The sequence below is a fragment of the Alkalicoccus halolimnae genome (assembly GCF_008014775.2).
GTDB lineage: Bacteria > Bacillota > Bacilli > Bacillales > Salisediminibacteriaceae > Alkalicoccus > Alkalicoccus halolimnae.
Genome location: NZ_CP144914.1, coordinates 3,014,591 through 3,030,181 on the forward strand (window position 1 = coordinate 3,014,591; position 15,591 = coordinate 3,030,181).

The 15,591-nt window shown below is 46.8% G+C and carries 17 protein-coding genes; 2 read left to right on the forward strand and 15 right to left on the reverse strand.

Annotation, left to right across the window (positions count from 1 at the left end; translation table 11 throughout):
• The 7 genes from FTX54_RS13945 to FTX54_RS13975 form a co-directional block, all read right to left on the reverse strand.
• A complete protein-coding gene (locus FTX54_RS13945; protein ID WP_147804339.1) occupies nucleotides 1-258 on the reverse strand; it encodes an HPr family phosphocarrier protein in 258 nt (85 codons plus the stop codon).
• Between the two features lie 73 nt (nucleotides 259-331).
• On the reverse strand, nucleotides 332-1,273 hold the full coding sequence (whiA, locus tag FTX54_RS13950) for a DNA-binding protein WhiA (protein ID WP_147804340.1): 942 nt from the start codon (nucleotides 1,271-1,273) through the stop codon (nucleotides 332-334).
• Nucleotides 1,274-1,297: 24 nt separating this feature from the next.
• A complete protein-coding gene (locus FTX54_RS13955) occupies nucleotides 1,298-2,242 on the reverse strand; it encodes a gluconeogenesis factor YvcK family protein (protein ID WP_147804341.1) in 945 nt (314 codons plus the stop codon).
• Nucleotides 2,239-3,141, reverse strand: a complete 903-nt coding sequence (rapZ, locus tag FTX54_RS13960) for an RNase adapter RapZ (RefSeq protein WP_281285255.1) — start codon at nucleotides 3,139-3,141, stop codon at nucleotides 2,239-2,241. The genes FTX54_RS13955 and rapZ overlap by 4 nt, the downstream gene beginning before the upstream one ends.
• A 26-nt stretch (nucleotides 3,142-3,167) precedes the next feature.
• On the reverse strand, nucleotides 3,168-3,641 hold the full coding sequence (locus FTX54_RS13965; RefSeq protein WP_147804342.1) for an NUDIX hydrolase: 474 nt from the start codon (nucleotides 3,639-3,641) through the stop codon (nucleotides 3,168-3,170).
• A 536-nt stretch (nucleotides 3,642-4,177) separates the two neighbouring features.
• Nucleotides 4,178-5,155 (reverse strand): thioredoxin-disulfide reductase, encoded by a 978-nt coding sequence (gene trxB / locus FTX54_RS13970; RefSeq protein WP_147804343.1) that lies wholly within the window; start codon nucleotides 5,153-5,155, stop codon nucleotides 4,178-4,180.
• A 92-nt stretch (nucleotides 5,156-5,247) separates the two neighbouring features.
• Nucleotides 5,248-6,267, reverse strand: coding sequence for a tetratricopeptide repeat protein (locus FTX54_RS13975; protein ID WP_147804344.1), 1,020 nt, complete (start codon nucleotides 6,265-6,267; stop codon nucleotides 5,248-5,250).
• A gap of 200 nt (nucleotides 6,268-6,467) precedes the next feature.
• On the opposite strand from FTX54_RS13975, the gene FTX54_RS13980 reads away from it, so the two are divergent.
• Entirely contained in the window at nucleotides 6,468-7,022 is a 555-nt protein-coding gene (locus FTX54_RS13980) for a methyltransferase family protein (RefSeq protein WP_187254602.1), read from the forward strand.
• A 95-nt stretch (nucleotides 7,023-7,117) separates the two neighbouring features.
• A complete protein-coding gene (locus FTX54_RS13985) occupies nucleotides 7,118-8,626 on the forward strand; it encodes a phytoene desaturase family protein (RefSeq protein WP_147804346.1) in 1,509 nt (502 codons plus the stop codon).
• 421 nt (nucleotides 8,627-9,047) lie between these two features.
• Here the strand turns inward: FTX54_RS13985 and hisIE are convergent, their stop codons facing one another.
• Genes hisIE through FTX54_RS14025 form a run of 8 tightly spaced genes read right to left on the reverse strand, consistent with a single transcriptional unit; the run spans nucleotide 9,048 to nucleotide 15,501 of the window.
• The gene (gene hisIE, locus FTX54_RS13990; RefSeq protein WP_147804347.1) at nucleotides 9,048-9,692 is read right to left on the reverse strand and encodes a bifunctional phosphoribosyl-AMP cyclohydrolase/phosphoribosyl-ATP diphosphatase HisIE; all 645 of its coding nucleotides are present in this window, start codon (nucleotides 9,690-9,692) and stop codon (nucleotides 9,048-9,050) included.
• Nucleotides 9,689-10,447: an imidazole glycerol phosphate synthase subunit HisF gene (gene hisF / locus FTX54_RS13995; protein ID WP_147804348.1), complete on the reverse strand. Its 759-nt coding sequence runs from the start codon at nucleotides 10,445-10,447 to the stop codon at nucleotides 9,689-9,691. Before hisF ends, hisIE begins: the two co-directional genes overlap by 4 nt.
• 3 nt (nucleotides 10,448-10,450) lie before the next feature.
• Nucleotides 10,451-11,188, reverse strand: coding sequence for a 1-(5-phosphoribosyl)-5-[(5-phosphoribosylamino)methylideneamino]imidazole-4-carboxamide isomerase (hisA, locus tag FTX54_RS14000; RefSeq protein WP_147804349.1), 738 nt, complete (start codon nucleotides 11,186-11,188; stop codon nucleotides 10,451-10,453).
• Nucleotides 11,181-11,804, reverse strand: a complete 624-nt coding sequence (gene hisH, locus FTX54_RS14005) for an imidazole glycerol phosphate synthase subunit HisH (protein ID WP_147804350.1) — start codon at nucleotides 11,802-11,804, stop codon at nucleotides 11,181-11,183. Before hisH ends, hisA begins: the two co-directional genes overlap by 8 nt.
• A complete protein-coding gene (gene hisB, locus FTX54_RS14010) occupies nucleotides 11,801-12,394 on the reverse strand; it encodes an imidazoleglycerol-phosphate dehydratase HisB (RefSeq protein WP_147804351.1) in 594 nt (197 codons plus the stop codon). The genes hisH and hisB overlap by 4 nt, the downstream gene beginning before the upstream one ends.
• Nucleotides 12,372-13,670 carry a histidinol dehydrogenase gene (gene hisD / locus FTX54_RS14015; protein WP_147804352.1) on the reverse strand — a complete coding sequence of 433 codons (1,299 nt, stop codon included), beginning with the start codon at nucleotides 13,668-13,670 and terminating at the stop codon, nucleotides 12,372-12,374. Before hisD ends, hisB begins: the two co-directional genes overlap by 23 nt.
• Nucleotides 13,667-14,314, reverse strand: a complete 648-nt coding sequence (gene hisG, locus FTX54_RS14020; RefSeq protein ID WP_147804353.1) for an ATP phosphoribosyltransferase — start codon at nucleotides 14,312-14,314, stop codon at nucleotides 13,667-13,669. The genes hisD and hisG overlap by 4 nt, the downstream gene beginning before the upstream one ends.
• Nucleotides 14,311-15,501 (reverse strand): ATP phosphoribosyltransferase regulatory subunit, encoded by a 1,191-nt coding sequence (locus FTX54_RS14025; protein WP_187254603.1) that lies wholly within the window; start codon nucleotides 15,499-15,501, stop codon nucleotides 14,311-14,313. The genes hisG and FTX54_RS14025 overlap by 4 nt, the downstream gene beginning before the upstream one ends.
• Between the last annotated feature and the right edge of the window lie 90 nt (nucleotides 15,502-15,591).

Genomic DNA, 15,591 nt, shown 5'->3' on the forward strand with positions numbered 1-15,591 from the left:
TTATTCTTTTTTCTCTACAAAAGCTGTTAAAGCTTCCATCGCTTCCTTTTCATCAGGCCCGTCAGCCTTAATCACCACATCTTTATTGGCGCCTACCGCAATGCTCATTATTCCCATTATACTTTTCGCATTCACATTTTTACCGTCTTTTTCCAGAAAAATATCCGAATTAAATTTGTTGGCTTCCTGCACAAATAATGCTGCCGGACGAGCCTGTAGTCCTGAACGCCGTTTTACTGTTACGTTTTTTTCCAGCATCAATTATCTCCTCCTTTTTAGTTACATATTGTAGAAACGCTTACAAAAATTTTACAAACGAAGCGGGAAAGAGTTAAACTTTTTCCCCTGCCCGCAGTTTGTTCGCAAATTCTTCAATTTTTCTTAAGCGGTGATTCATCCCTGACTTGCTGACTTTACCGCCTTCCAGCATTTCTCCCAGTTCTTTCAATGAAATATCCTGATGCTCTATCCGCAGCTTTGCAACTTCCTGAAGTTTTTCCGGGAGCGCTTCCAATCCGATTTCGTCGCGGATAAAGCGGATATTTTCCACTTGGCGCATCGCAGCTCCCACCGTTTTATTTAAGTTAGCTGTTTCACAATTAACGAGGCGGTTAACCGAATTACGCATATCTTTCATGATCCGCGTATCTTCAAATCTCAGCAGCGCCTGATGGGCTCCTATCACATTTAAAAAGTCGCTGATTTTCTCTCCCTCTTTCAAATAGAGAATAAACCCCTTTTTTCGTTCAATCAGCTTTGCATTCAAATCAAATTCTTCCATAAGGGTAATCAGCGAACGGTTATGCTCTTCATAAAAAGAAAAAATCTCCAGATGATAAGAAGCTGTATCAGGGTGATTTACAGAGCCCCCGGCTAAAAAAGCTCCGCGGAGGTAGGCTCTTTTACAGCAGTTTTTCTCGAGCAGCCTATCGTCTATCTCACGTGTGAAAGCGAAAGTTTCATCGACGATTTTTAATGATTCAAGAATCCTTCTCGCATCCTTTGAAATTCGGACGATGTACACATTATTTTTTTTCAGACGCATTTTTTTCCTTACGAGCAGTTCCACATGAACTGAGAAGATTTTTTTCAAAAGCGTATATATTCTACGTGCAATCGCAGCATTTTCAGTCTGAATATCCAAAGATATCTGCATGCTGCGCAGGGCTACAGTTCCGTTCATTCTTACGAGTGCAGCGAGTTCTGCTTTAGCACAGCATTCATCTGTTTCCAGCTGCGTTAATTCTTTTTTCGTCATAGATGCAAAAGACATGGTTGTCCCTCCCCTCCAATGTCTTTAAAGCAGTGATACAAGCCGCTGGGAGACTTTCATCGCATCGTGACGCAGTGCGTCCTGGGTTATTGTCAGCAGTTCATCAGCTATAATTTTAAGTTTCATTTCCCGAAGTTTTTCCAGATCCGCTTCCACAGGGGAAGCTCCTTCTTTCCGATACTTTTCAGCAAACTCTTCAGGTATGGACTGCATATTTAATAATACCGCATCTACTACTTTAGCGCCAACATGCTCATCGATAGCCTGAATATGCTCTGAAACCGAATAATTGTCGGTTTCTCCCGGCTGGGTCATCACATTGCAAATGTATACTTTTGTAACATCCGATCGCAGCAGGGCTTCTTTCATACCGGGTACGAGCAGATTAGGAATAATGCTAGTATATAAGCTTCCCGGGCCGAGCACAATCAGATCGGCTTGTTCAATCGCGTAAATAGCTTCAGCCATAGGCCTGGGATATTCCGGATCAAGAGAAATACGCCGGATCGGTTTACCTACCCCTGGAATTTTCGATTCTCCACGCATCGTGGTGCCGTCCATATATTCAGCCACCAGCGTTATGTGCTCATTGGAGGCGGGAATAACTTTTCCTTTCACATTGAGAACGCGGCTGATTTCCTGAACGCCCTGCGCAAAATCTCCAGTGATACTGCTCATGCCTGCAAGCAGAAGATTACCGAGGGAATGGCCGGTTAAGCCGGATCCGTTCTCGAATCGATGCTGAAATAATTCCTCTACTAACGGTTCTACTTCCGACAACGCTACAAGCACATTTCGTACATCTCCCGGCGGTGGAATATTAAGTTCTTCCCTAAGGCGTCCTGAGCTCCCTCCGTCATCCGCCACCGTAACAATGGCGGATATATCAACAGGATAGGTTTTCAGGCCGCGGAGAAGAACCGACAGACCAGTCCCTCCGCCGATGACGCACACATTTGCCTGTTTCACTTTTCTTTCCGCCCGAGTTCCACGTCACGATGAGTCACATGGGTATGGTAGCCGATATCATTAATACGTTTATTAAAGTACTCTCCAAGCGTCACAGAACGGTGTTTGCCACCGGTACAGCCAATAGCGATAATAAGCTGGCTTTTTCCTTCCCTTTTATAATGAGGAAGCATATATTGCAGCAGATCATCCAGTTTCGTAATGAACTGCCGGGTCTCTTCCCACTTTAAAACGTAATCGGACACCTCTTTATCAAGGCCGGTCTTAGGCCTCATATGGTCGATGTAATGCGGATTAGGGAGGAAACGGACATCAAATACGAGGTCAGCATCAATAGGAAGCCCATGTTTAAATCCGAAAGTAATAACGTGCACATGAAATGTTTCTTTTCTCTCTGACGCAAAGTGCTGAATGATCCGCTCTCTCAGCTCAAGCGGCTTCAAATCGGAAGTATCAATAATAAGCTGAGCCTGGCCTTTTAAATCATTAAGTATTTCCCTTTCTGCCTGAATGCCGGCGAGCGGCGCACTATTGTCCGAAAGGGGGTGGGAACGTCTTGTTTCTTTATAACGGGAGACAAGTTTTTCATCTCTTGCTTCCAGAAATAAGATTTTCGGGGAGACATTCGTCTCTGAAGTAATGAGATTTATCGCTTCAAACAGTTGATCAAAAAATTCCCTGCCACGCAGGTCAATAACGAGAGCCACTTTCTGCATTTTACCACCTGAGTTTTCAACGAGGTCGATAAATTTCGGAATAAGTGCAGGAGGCAGATTATCCACACAGAAATATCCCATGTCTTCAAAGCTTTGTACGGCGACCGTTTTCCCGGCTCCGGACATTCCTGTAATAATAACGAGTTCAATTTCATTTTCTCCGTTCCCTGTGTTATAAGCCACGGTCGTCACCTTCCTCTGTCATTTGCTTATGATAGCGTATTACTGCTGAATTCCATTTTATGCGACTGGAGCTCCCGCCGGTGATCATAGATGAAAGTTCCGTAAAGCAGTTCTTTCTTCTCAAGAACTGCTTTAATCACGGTTCTGTCCGCTTCATCCATCGCCATTTCCGACAGATCTTCTACCCTGACCCAGGCAAGTTCTCCTTCTGCCGATTTTTCGTTGACTGTGCCTGTAAAAGAGTCAGCTTGAAAAATAAACATAGTTCTTTTTTCAATATACGTATCTTCATCCAGCACCAGATGTGTCAGTATCCCCCGAAGGACCGGACTTTTTACAGTTAAGCCGGTTTCTTCGTAAACTTCCCGTTTTATGGCATCGGGCAGAAGCTCTTCATGAATGATTTTTCCGCCCGGAAGATACCACCAGCCGCGCCGGGGTTTTTTTAGTAGTAATATACGCCCTTCATATTGAATAATACAGTTGGCTATCCGCTGCATTGTTTCACCTCTTTCTTTTATGACTGTCCTATGTTCAGTATACTACAAAAATCACCGTGGAGGAAAAGTGGAAAAACACAAAAAAAGCGCAGGCATCGAACGGCCTGCGCGCAAAAAATATAAAAGGGGGGCTGCTTACCTTGTTTAGTCTAACTGAAAATTATTGCACCTCTGTTACGACTAAATTAAAGAGACGTTACTTTTCAATTTCTCCTTCATCCGCGGCGGCTTTCCTGCTCTTTCGAGTATTTCGGAAAGGAGCTGCAGAATGCATTTACAGTCCTGGTTATATGCAGAAGAGGTCTTCTACCTCCTGTTCTATCTTTTTTTACCATAAGCTGTAGTGGACATGGGGCGACTCCGGGGCGATGAAGGACGAGCTGAAGATCCATCCCGCACGACCGCAGGGAGGACGGGATTAGCTGAGGCCGGCCCGCCCGGAAAGCGTCCCCATGGAAACGAAAGCGCACGTTTATCTACTTTATTTTCAAGGTAGCCTAAACAATAGCAGTCAGCGGCTTAAACAGCGGCGTTCCTTATACAGTCGTTTTATCTTTTGCAGCTTCCTCTAATTCTTCCATCAGATTTTCGACATAATGCTGGACTGATTGAGCTGCAATACTGCCGTCTCCTGTTGCTGTGACAATCTGGCGAAGCATTTTGTCGCGGATGTCTCCGGCTGCATAAATACCCGGTACATTAGTCTTCATATTTTCATCCGTCACAACGTATCCTTCATCATTCGTCACGCCGAGATTAAGAAATGGTGCGTTCAAAGGAAGCATGCCGATATAGATGAAGGCTCCGTCTGTTTTAAACTCACGTTCGCTTCCATCACTTTTATCGACGAGCGTTACACTCCCCACTTTGCCGTTTTCTTCGTTGATCTCTTTAACAACATGACTCCAGATAAATTCAATTTTTTCATTGTTAAACGCGCGGTCCTGAAGTATCTTTTGAGCCCTCAGCTTGTCACGACGGTGTATGACGGTCACTTTACTTGCAAAACGGGTCAGATAAACTGCTTCTTCCACCGCCGAATCGCCTCCGCCTACAACGACAAGCTCTTTGTTTTTAAAGAAGGCACCGTCACATACGGCACAGTACGAAACGCCTTTTCCACCGAGTTCCTCTTCGCCGGGGACGCCGATTTTTTTGTATTCGGCACCGGTCGTAATAATAATGGATCTTGTTTTAATTTCTCCGCTTCCGGTAATGATTGTTTTATATTCTTTTCCATCAATAACGTCTTTTACATCCCCGTACTTGTATTCCGCTCCGAATTTCGTTGCATGTTCAAACATTTTGTTTGATAAATCCGGACCAAGGATATGATCGTACCCTGGATAATTTTCCACTTCTTCCGTATTAGCCATCTGGCCGCCCGGCATACCGCGCTCCAGCATGACTGTCGACAGGTTGGCTCTGGACGTATAGACTGCTGCTGTCATTCCAGCAGGTCCCGCTCCAATGATGACCACATCATAAATTGTTTCTTCTGACATTCTGCTCACACTCCTGTTTGTAGGTGTTTCTTTAATCCCTAACAAATATCCTAAATAATTTTAACCGGGACGTCTATTAATCTGCTCATGGAGAAGGTTAATTAGTACAACCATTCTGATCCATGCTCCCCGGGCATCTTTTTTTCACGGGCACGGTCTTTCATCTGCTGTATTCTGCTGCTCCGGTGTTCGGGAAGTCCCTTATTTTTTCCCCAGAGACGCAGTGCTTTTTGAAATCTTCCGCTTCTTGCAGCTGCCACCGCAAGCTGGTGGGAGTAAACTGGACTGTCAAGCGGGACTGTACTTTTCAGCATGGCAAAGGAAGCTTCATATTCTTCAGCATGGTACAGAGCCCGGCCGGCTGCATATCTTTCCCAGCGGTCCATCGGATGAAGGTGCTTCAGCGATTCAATCCAGGCGGCAGCTTCAGGAGAATCCATGTCGTGAAGAAGCATTGTATACTGACATCGGGCGAAAAAAACCGGGTTTTCCTTTGTCAGAAGATCCGAAAGAATCTGTTCGGCTTTTTTTTGTTTATTTCTTTTCCATAATGCTTCCGCAAGCATGGCATACGTTTCCCATTCTTCCGGCTTTTCTGCGATAATTAGACCAGCTTCTTTCTCCGCTGCAGCATAATCACCTTCATGCAGCTTCATTAAAACCGTCGAGTAAAACGGGGTGGAACTATCTGCTTTGTTATGCTCAATTCCAAGCTCTACATTTAATAAATAGAGAAGCGCATCTGCGTCCTCCCGGAATTCGCCCTCTTTATCCAGCTCTAAATACATTTCCAGGTTTTCTTTTGCTTCTTTGAAATCTCCAGTGTGAGCCTGATTATTCGCCAGGAAAAAATAGCACTCACTCATCTTCGGATCGACCTCATTTTTGATTTTAAGAAGCCAGTCGTTTGCTTCCTCATAATTTCCTTCTTCAGCAAGTACAATGGCGAGCTGACACAAAAAAATAGGCTCGCGCGGTTCAAGCTGTATGGCACGTCTTATGAAGTGCAGCGACCGGGAAACCTGTTTATTCTCATAAGCTTCGATCCCTTTTTTGTAAAAATAACTGCCATCCTGCATAAACGGGATGACTTGAGCGGTGTGCTGGTTTATTGGATTCATTATGCGGGAGCCTCCATTTCATTGTATACTTATTCTCCCTTGTTTCTTTACGAAGTATAACATGCGCTCAAAACCCTAACAATGGCACATGCTCACCTGTGAAAATGGGTACCTTTATGTACAGAATTCCCCTTCACACGATTAGTTGTATGCCTTACAGGGTATACAACAGAAGAATACATAATATGGAGAGATGCCTCATGCCTTTATTTGATCTTCTATTTATCGGGTTGTCCATAGTATGGGTTCTTGAATTCATTTTTTTCAAAAGCCGTAAAGGGAAAAACGAACAGGAGGAAGCTGCTTCATTCCCCTGGATCATGCTTTCTGTTGTATTTGTCATCGTTATTTCTCTCGTCAGCAGGGAAACAGGCTTGCTTCTCCTTCCATTTACGTGGCTTCCATTTGCAGGATCAGCAGTCTATGCACTCGGCATTTTTCTTCGGTATTCGGGCATTATCGCCCTCGGCAGACAGTTCACACGGGACGTGCAGATACGTTCCAGCGACCGCATCGTAAGCGGAGGTCCTTTTAGACTGCTCCGTCATCCGCTTTATACAGGTCTTTTCTGTATTGTTACCGGTTTTGCTTTGTTTACAGCCAGTCTGGCTGGACTTCTGCTGGTCCTATTTTTATTTCTGCCTTTTTTACTGCAACGCATTCGGATTGAAGAACGTATGTTAAAGGAAGCGTTCGGTCCTGAATACGAAAAGTGGCTGGAACCGCGCTATCGGCTTATTCCCTTCCTTTACTAAATGGCATGGCGGTGGAAAAAAACATATTTCTATACGCCACGCTCCACTTCGCAAAGGTGAGGCAATTAGTTAAACAAAATTACTGGAGGTGCTTTATGGGAACAGGAAAAGAAAAAGCAGTAGTCATCGGGGCAGGACTCGGCGGTCTTTCCGCTGCGATGCGTCTTGCAGGTGATGGATTTGAAGTAACTATTCTTGAAAAAAATGAAAACATCGGCGGAAAGCTCAATCAGCGGAGTGGAAAAGGTTTCACATTTGATACGGGACCTTCGATTTTAACGATGCCGTGGGTTCTCGAGCAGCTATTTAACAGCGTCCACCGCAACATTGAGGATTATATGGATATTATCCGCATCGAGCCCCAGTGGCGGACGTTTTTTGAAGATGGAACGTCTATTAACGTTCTTTCCGACATCCCAGGGATGCTGGATGAAATGCGGAAAGTAAAACCAGATCCCGGGGCTTCTTTCATGAAATTCTTATCCTATTCCCAGGATATGTACGAGCTTTGTATGAAAAGTTTCTATAAAACGAGTATCAGCGATTTAAAAGACCTGCGCCAGCAGCATACGATTAAAGAACTGATGTCCATGGATCCTTTCCATACCGTCGCAGACAGTACTAAAAAGCACTTCGACAACAAATATCTGGAACAGATGTTTAATTATTTCGTCATGTATGTCGGATCCAATCCTTACCAGTCTCCTGCTATTTTAAACCAGCTTATCTACGTCCAGCTCGGTCTCGGGATTCATTATGTTAAAGGCGGGATGTACAACATCGCCCGCGGTATGAAAGCGGTACTCGATGAACTTCGTGTCGAAGTGAAAACCGAACAGCCAGTGGCACACATATATATTGAAGAGGAAAAAGCTCAGGGAGTCGTAACAGAAAACGGTGATTTTTATCCTGCCGATGTTGTCGTATCCAACCTGGAAGCTATTCCTGCTTACAAATCCCTGCTTCCGAATAACGGAAAGACGAAAAAAGAAATTAAAACACTGACTAAAAAATACAGCCCGACCGTTTCCGGCACTGTCCTGCTGCTCGGTACAAACCGAAAATTCCCACAGCTGGACCATCATAACTTCTTTTTCTCCGAAGATCCGGAGCGGGAGTTTAAACAAATTTTCGAAAAAGGAGTGCCGGCAGATGATCCGACGATTTATATTGGGGTTTCTTCTAAAACCGATCCTTCGCAAGCTCCGGAAGGGAAGGAAAACCTCTTCGTTCTCACCCACGTCCCACCGAAGACGCTGATGAAGAAAAAAGCGGACTGGGATGACTATCGGGAGATCGTCCTGGATAAACTTGAGAGAATGGGACTTACAGGTCTGCGTGAATCCATTGAATTTGAATACGAATTTACTCCGGATACTATAGAAGAACTTTACGGATCAAACGGAGGTTCTATCTACGGAATTGCTGCTGATAAGTCCACAAACGGAGGATTTAAGATCCCTGCCAGAAGCCAGGTGTATAAAAACCTCTATTTCAGCGGAGGATCCACCCACCCTGGGGGAGGCGTTCCGATGGTCACTCTTTCCGGCCAGCTCACAGCCGACTTAATTAAAGAAGACCGCAGCGCAGTAAAAGCAAAATAATAAAAAGGACGGCCCGGAAATTTTCCGGAACCGTCCTTTTTTTGTTTTTGCAGAAGGCATATGCATTATTTGATGTTGTAATAATCTATTATATGAAAGCTGGTTGGCATCTCCAAAGATCAGTTTATCAAACAAGAGAAAGCATACCGCTCAAACCTATTTTTCCAAGTTAAAAAAAGAATCAAAGGATTGAGAGAAAAGGAGGCTGCTCCGGCGGGATAAGCGCAGTCTGAAAATCCATTCTGACACAGCGAAGCAAGAAAGAATTAGTTGAAGATCAGCCCCACGGTAAGCGGAGGAGAAAATACAAGGAATAGAATAAATATACTTCTTTCTTTACTTAATCAACACTCTGTAGATATAGATGACTTGCTTCATCTATATTTATTTTTAAGCAGCCCGCATATCCAGCATGATGTTTTTAGATGTTCTTTTTTCCGCTGTGACGATCGGCAAGACGTGCCAGCACATCATCGAGCGGCAGCTTCTGTTCCTGAAGCAGGACGAGCCAGTGGTAAATCAGATCTGCACTTTCCCACGTCAGCTCCTGTTTATTCCGGTTTTTCGCTGCAATAATTACTTCGGAAGCTTCCTCTCCTACTTTCTTTAAAATCTTATCTACTCCCTCGTCAAACAGGTAGGTAGTATAAGAACCTTTGGGACGTTCCTTTTCCCGGTCTGCAAGCAGGCTTTCGAGCTCTTCAATAATCGCGAATCGTAAATCCTCCGGTGCTCCTTCCCCGTCCTGCCAGAGCGTCCGGTAAAAACAACTCTGCTCTCCTGTATGACAGGCCGGGCCTTGAGGAACTGTAAGGATGACCAATGCATCCTGGTCGCAGTCGAAACGAATTTCCGACACCTGCTGGGTGTTCCCCGACGTCGCACCTTTATGCCAGAGTTCCTGTCTCGAACGGCTGTAAAACCAGGTTTCCTTCGTTTCCATCGTTTTATGCAGCGATTCTTCGTTCATGTATGCAAGTGTCAATACTTCTTTCGTCGATTGGTCCTGCACGACGGCGGGAATGAGCCCCCGCTCGTCAAATGTCAGTTCATCCACTTTTATCATCGGATAGAGATCCCCTTTTCTTTTAAGTAGGCTTTCACTTCTGCCACAGATGTTTCCCGGTAATGAAAAATCGAAGCAGCAAGGGCGGCATCCGCTTTTCCTTGATTAAAGACAGTTTCAAAATGTTCTTTATTCCCTGCTCCGCCTGAAGCAATTACGGGTACAGAAACGGCTTCGCTCACTGCTTTAGTAAGCTTTTCATCAAACCCTTTTTTCTCTCCGTCTTCATCCATACTTGTAAGCAGAATCTCTCCTGCCCCCTGCCTTACCGCTTCTTTTACCCAGGCGATGACTTCCCAGTCTGTCGTTTTGCGGCCGCCGTGGGTATAAACGCGCCACGACTGCAGAGCATCATCCCACTTTGCATCAACCGCTGTGACAATACACTGGGTGCCAAAGAAAGCTGCTCCTTCTCCAATCAGTTCCGGCCGCAGTACAGCTGCCGTGTTTAATGAGACTTTATCTGCACCGGCTCTTAAAATCCGTTTCATATCTTCCAGGGAGTTTATCCCTCCGCCAACCGTGAAAGGAATTGCCAGTCTGCCGGCCACTTCCTCCACAACGTCGACCATCGTTTCTCTTCCTTCGTGAGACGCGGAAATATCAAGGAATACGAGCTCATCAGCCCCCTGTTCGTCATAGAAAGCAGCCAGTTCCACCGGGTCTCCTGCATCGCGCAGGTTGACAAACTGCACACCCTTGACAACGCGCCCTTCTTTTACATCGAGACATGGAATAATCCGTTTTGTCAGCATCGGCTATTTCTCCACCTCCCGGAGAGCTTGTTCGAGGTCGATTTTTTCTGTATACAGTGCTTTACCGATAATTGCCCCTGAAATGCCGTCATGTTTGAAGGTAGCAAGTTCCCGCAGATCTTCCATGCTGCTGACGCCTCCCGAAGCGATAACCTGTTTTCCAGTGGCACGTCCCAGTTCGGCAATCGCCTGCACGTTCGGACCGCTCATCATCCCGTCACGTGAAATATCCGTCATGATAAACGTTTCAGCCCCTGCTTCTGCAAGCTCCTGGCCCAGTTCTTCGGCACGGACTTCGGATGTCTGCAGCCACCCGTGCGTTGCTACAAACCCATCGCGGGCGTCAATGCCGATCGCTATTCTTTTTCCCCCATAGGTCTTCAGCATCCTGCGGACAAAGTCAGGGTCGGAAATCGCTGAGCTTCCGAGAATAATCCGGGAAACACCGGCTTCCAGATAGGTCGCTGCTGCTTCCGGAGTTCGGATCCCTCCGCCTACCTGCACGTCCGCACCGAGTTCCTTCGCCGCACGGACCGCATATTCGTGGTTCACAGGTTTCCCCTCCTTGGCACCATCAAGGTCCACCATATGAATCCAGGATGCTCCTTTTTCCGCAAACAACTCTGCCATTTCGAACGGGGAATCTCCGTATATCGTTTCCTTATTGTAATCTCCCTGAAGAAGCCGGACACATTTTCCTCCGCGCATGTCAATCGCCGGATAAATCGTAAAATCAGTCAACGCGTACGCCTCCTTTTTGTTCAACAAAATTTTTAAGCATACTCATCCCGACAAAACTGCTCTTCTCCGGATGAAACTGCGTGCCCCAGACGGAGTTTTGAGCTACAACCGCTGCAACGGTCTCATGAGCATAGTCGGCTGAAGCCACGAGAATATCTGTTGCTGCTTTAACAAAGTAAGAGTGGACAAAATAAACGTGCCCCTCCTCTACCTGGTAAAGAACAGGATGCTGCGGCTGATGAAAGACAAGCTTGTTCCAGCCCATGTGCGGCACTTTAAAATCACCGCGCGGGAAATGGACCACTTTTCCTCGAAGGAGGGAAAGTCCCGGAGTTCGTCCATTTTCTTCGCTTTCATCAAACAAAAGCTGCATTCCAAGGCAGATGCCGAGAAGCGGATTTCCATCTCCTGCCCACTGCTTAATAAACGTGTCCAGGCCGCGCTTTTCCAGTTCCGCCATACCGTCCTTAAATGATCCAACACCAGGGAGAATAAGCATATCCGCTTTTGCAAGCTCCTCGGCGTGCTCCGAAAGAAAAGGTGTGTGACCGAGGCGTTCCAATGCTTTTGTTACGCTGTGAAGATTGCCCATTCCGTAGTCGATAATTCCAATCATGACAAACTTCCTTTCGTAGAAGGGATCCCTTTCACACGCGGATCAACTTGGGTTGCTTCATCGAGGGCACGGCCGAGCGCCTTAAACACCGCTTCGATAATGTGGTGGGCGTTCGTGCCGTAATGTACATTCACATGCAGATTCATGCGGGCTTCAAGGGCGAATTTCCACAAAAATTCTTCGACGAGTTCCGTATCAAATGTGCCCAGTTTCCGGTGCGGAATGTCCCCCCGGAGTTCAAAGTGCGGCCTGTTGCTCAGATCTATCACTACGTGAGCCAGCGCATCGTCCATCGGCACAAAGGCCGAACCGTAACGTCGGATCCCCTGCTTATCTCCGAGTGCATCCAGCAGGGCGCTGCCGAGGACAATTCCGATATCTTCCGTAGCATGATGGTCATCAATTTCAATATCCCCTTTTGCATGAAGCTGCATGTCAAAAAGACCGTGCTTCGTAAAAAGGTCGAGCATATGGGACATAAACGGCACGTTCGTCGTTAAATCCGCGTCGCCCTCCCCGTCGATATTAAACGTCAAGTCAATCTGTGTTTCTTTTGTTTCGCGAATTTTAGCTGCCTGTCGTTTTTCCATGTCCTGCTCCTTTCTCCAAACGGATATCGATCGCGCGGGCGTGGGCTTCCAGATTTTCCAGGCGTGCAAATGCCGCAATTTTTCCGCCGTTTTCACGCAGCGCTTGCTCACTGTAAGAAATTATACTCGATTTTTTTGTGAAATCCTCCACATTCAACGGACTGGAAAAGCGGGCCGTTCCATTTGTCGGCAGAACGTGGTTCGGTCCGGCAAAATAATCACCAATCGGTTCCGAGCTGTTTTCTCCGAGGAAGATCGCTCCTGCGTGTTTAATTTTGCTTACAATATCCCACGGCTTTGCTGTATGAAGCTCCAAATGTTCCGGAGCGAGTTCATTAACTGCCGCAATTGCCTGAGCCAGCGTGTCCGCCACATAGATCGTACTGTGATCACGGATAGCAGCTTCGGCAATTTCCTTTTTAGGAAGTGTTTGAAGCTGCTCCTTTACTTCTACTGCCGTTTCCTCTGCCAGTTCCCGGCTCGTCGTGACGAGAATCGCAGAGGACATCGGATCGTGTTCCGCCTGGCTGAGCAGATCGGCAGCAATATAATCTCCATGCCCCGACTCATCCGCCAGAACGACGACTTCACTCGGTCCGGCAATCATGTCAATGTCGACGGTACCGTAAACAAGCTGCTTGGCAAGCGCCACAAAAATATTGCCCGGTCCCGTAATTTTATCAACCGGATCGATCGTTTTCGTCCCGTAAGTAAGCGCGGCGACTGCCTGAGCGCCTCCGATTTTATAAATTTCTTTTACGCCCAGTTCTTTTGCAGTAAACAAAACGATGTCTTCCAGCTTTCCGTTTTCCTGTGGCGGGGAAACCATCACAATACGCTCCACTCCTGCTACCTGAGCGGGAATGACATTCATTATTATCGAAGATGGATAGGCCGCACGTCCTCCCGGTACGTAGACACCTGCCGCATCGAGAGGAGTTATTTTCTGGCCGAGAATAGTGCCATCTTCTTTTGTTGTAATCCACGTTTCCTGACGCTGCCGCTCATGAAAATCACGGATATTTTCAATTGCTTCTCTTATCACCGTGCGGGTTTCCTCCCCGACAGCGGCTTCCGCTTCGCTCAATTCTTCTTCTGTTACGCGGGGATCGGCAATCGTTACTTTATCAAATTGCTGCGTGTATTCCTGCACCGCTTCGTCTCCTCGTTCTTTTACCTGCTGAAGGATTCCGGTTACAGCCTCTCGCTGGGTGCCGGTACCCTGGTCAATAGATCGTTTAAGGGATGGCGTTTCTTCAAGGGAGACTATATTCATACCGTTTCCCCCTTCCCGACTACCTCGGCAAGACGGTCGACCATATCATCGATCTGCGCAGCTTTCGTGCGGTAACTTACTGGATTTACGATAAAACGGGACGTGATCGGAATCATTGTTTCCAATTCGACAAGACCGTTTTCCTTAAGCGTCTGCCCCGTCGACACAATATCGACGATACGATCGGCAAGACCAACAATCGGGGCAAGCTCAATGGATCCGTTCAGTTTAATAATCTCCACCTGCTCCCCCTGCTCCCGAAAATAATCAGAAGTCAGCTTGGGATATTTAGAGGCAATTTTCGGAGCCACATCTTTACCGGGATCATACGTAGGCAGCGCGGCTACAGCCATATAGCAGGCGCTGATTTTCAAATCGAGCACTTCGTATACGTCCCGCTCTTCTTCGATCATTACGTCTTTACCTGCGACACCGACATCTGCGACGCCGTGATCGACATAGGTCGGGACATCCATCGGTTTGGCAAGTATAAATCTCATTCCTGATTCCGGCACCTCAATGATAAGCCTGCGGGAATCGTCAAAATCCGCAGGCAGGTCGTATCCTGCCCGGCGCAGCAGTTCGAGTGCCTCTTCAAATATGCGACCTTTTGGCATGGCTACTGTTAATAAATTCGCGCTCATGATGAGGTCCCTCCATTTCCATTCGAGCCGATGAAATACCTGACTTCCTGAAACTGGGCAGAATAAGCATCGACATTTTTAATTCCGGTAATTTCCTGAATAACTACGGTCTGTCCTTCACTGCGGAGAGTCCGTGCCTGTTCCATTGCTTCTTTGCGGCGCTCCCCACTGAATATGAGGCATATATCAGAAGTGATCCGCTGTTTGGAAACACCAAGTGCTTCTGTCAGCCGGTCAACGCGGAGGCCGAATCCTGTAGCAGGCTCCGGGTGATGGAATTTCGAGAGCAGCTGATCATAGCGGCCTCCGCCTCCGAGAGGATATCCAAGTCCTTCGCTGTAAGCTTCAAATACAGTACCTGTATAATAACTCATATGCATAACGAGGTTTAAATCAATCATTACATCTTCATTTATTCCATAGTCATTAAGGATATCGAGCAGCTGTTCCAGCTGAGCAAGAGCTGCTTTTCCTTCGTCCGACTCCGTGAGCGTTTTTGCGTTTTCCACTACTTCGGCCCCGCCCTTCAGACGGAGCAGTTCGTAAAGGCGTCTTTTATCAAGAGAAGATAACGGCAGTTCATCCACTGCTTTTCGGAAACCGACGTAGTTTTTCTCATAGAGATATCTTCTGAATTCCTGGGCTCTCGATTCGTTTCCAAGCACTTCATTCAGGAGCGCATTAACAAAGCCGACATGGCCGACTGCTACCTGGTAGGAACGCACCTCTGCCTGTTTAAGTGAAGAAATCATTAATGAAATAACTTCCGCATCCGCACTAGACGATTCATCACCGATCAGTTCGACTCCAACCTGTTCAAACTCCGCAGGACGGCCTCCTTCATACTGCTGGGCACGGAAAACCGGCGCATCATAAGTCAGGCGGAGCGGACGTTCGGCTCCTTTCATCGTAGAAGCAGCAATACGAGCGATAGGAGCTGTCATATCCGGCCGCAGGACGAGCGTGTTCCCCTGCTGGTCGAGCAGTTTAAATAACTGTTGATCGAGTATAGCGGAAGCTGTCCCGACTGTCTCATTAAATTCTACCGTCGGAGTTTCCACCGGTTCGTACCCCCACTGCTGGACTTCCTTCGAAACGGACTGTTTTACCCGGCTTTTCAGGTGGTACAGTTCCGGCAGTGTATCCCGCATTCCCTGCGGTTTTTCAAACATAAATAACTTTGGCATGGGGCGCTTCATCCTTTCTGATTTGCATGCACTTTAATGTGCTAACGTGATAGAGCAATAAAGATCTTAATGGACAGTTTACAGGGCTTC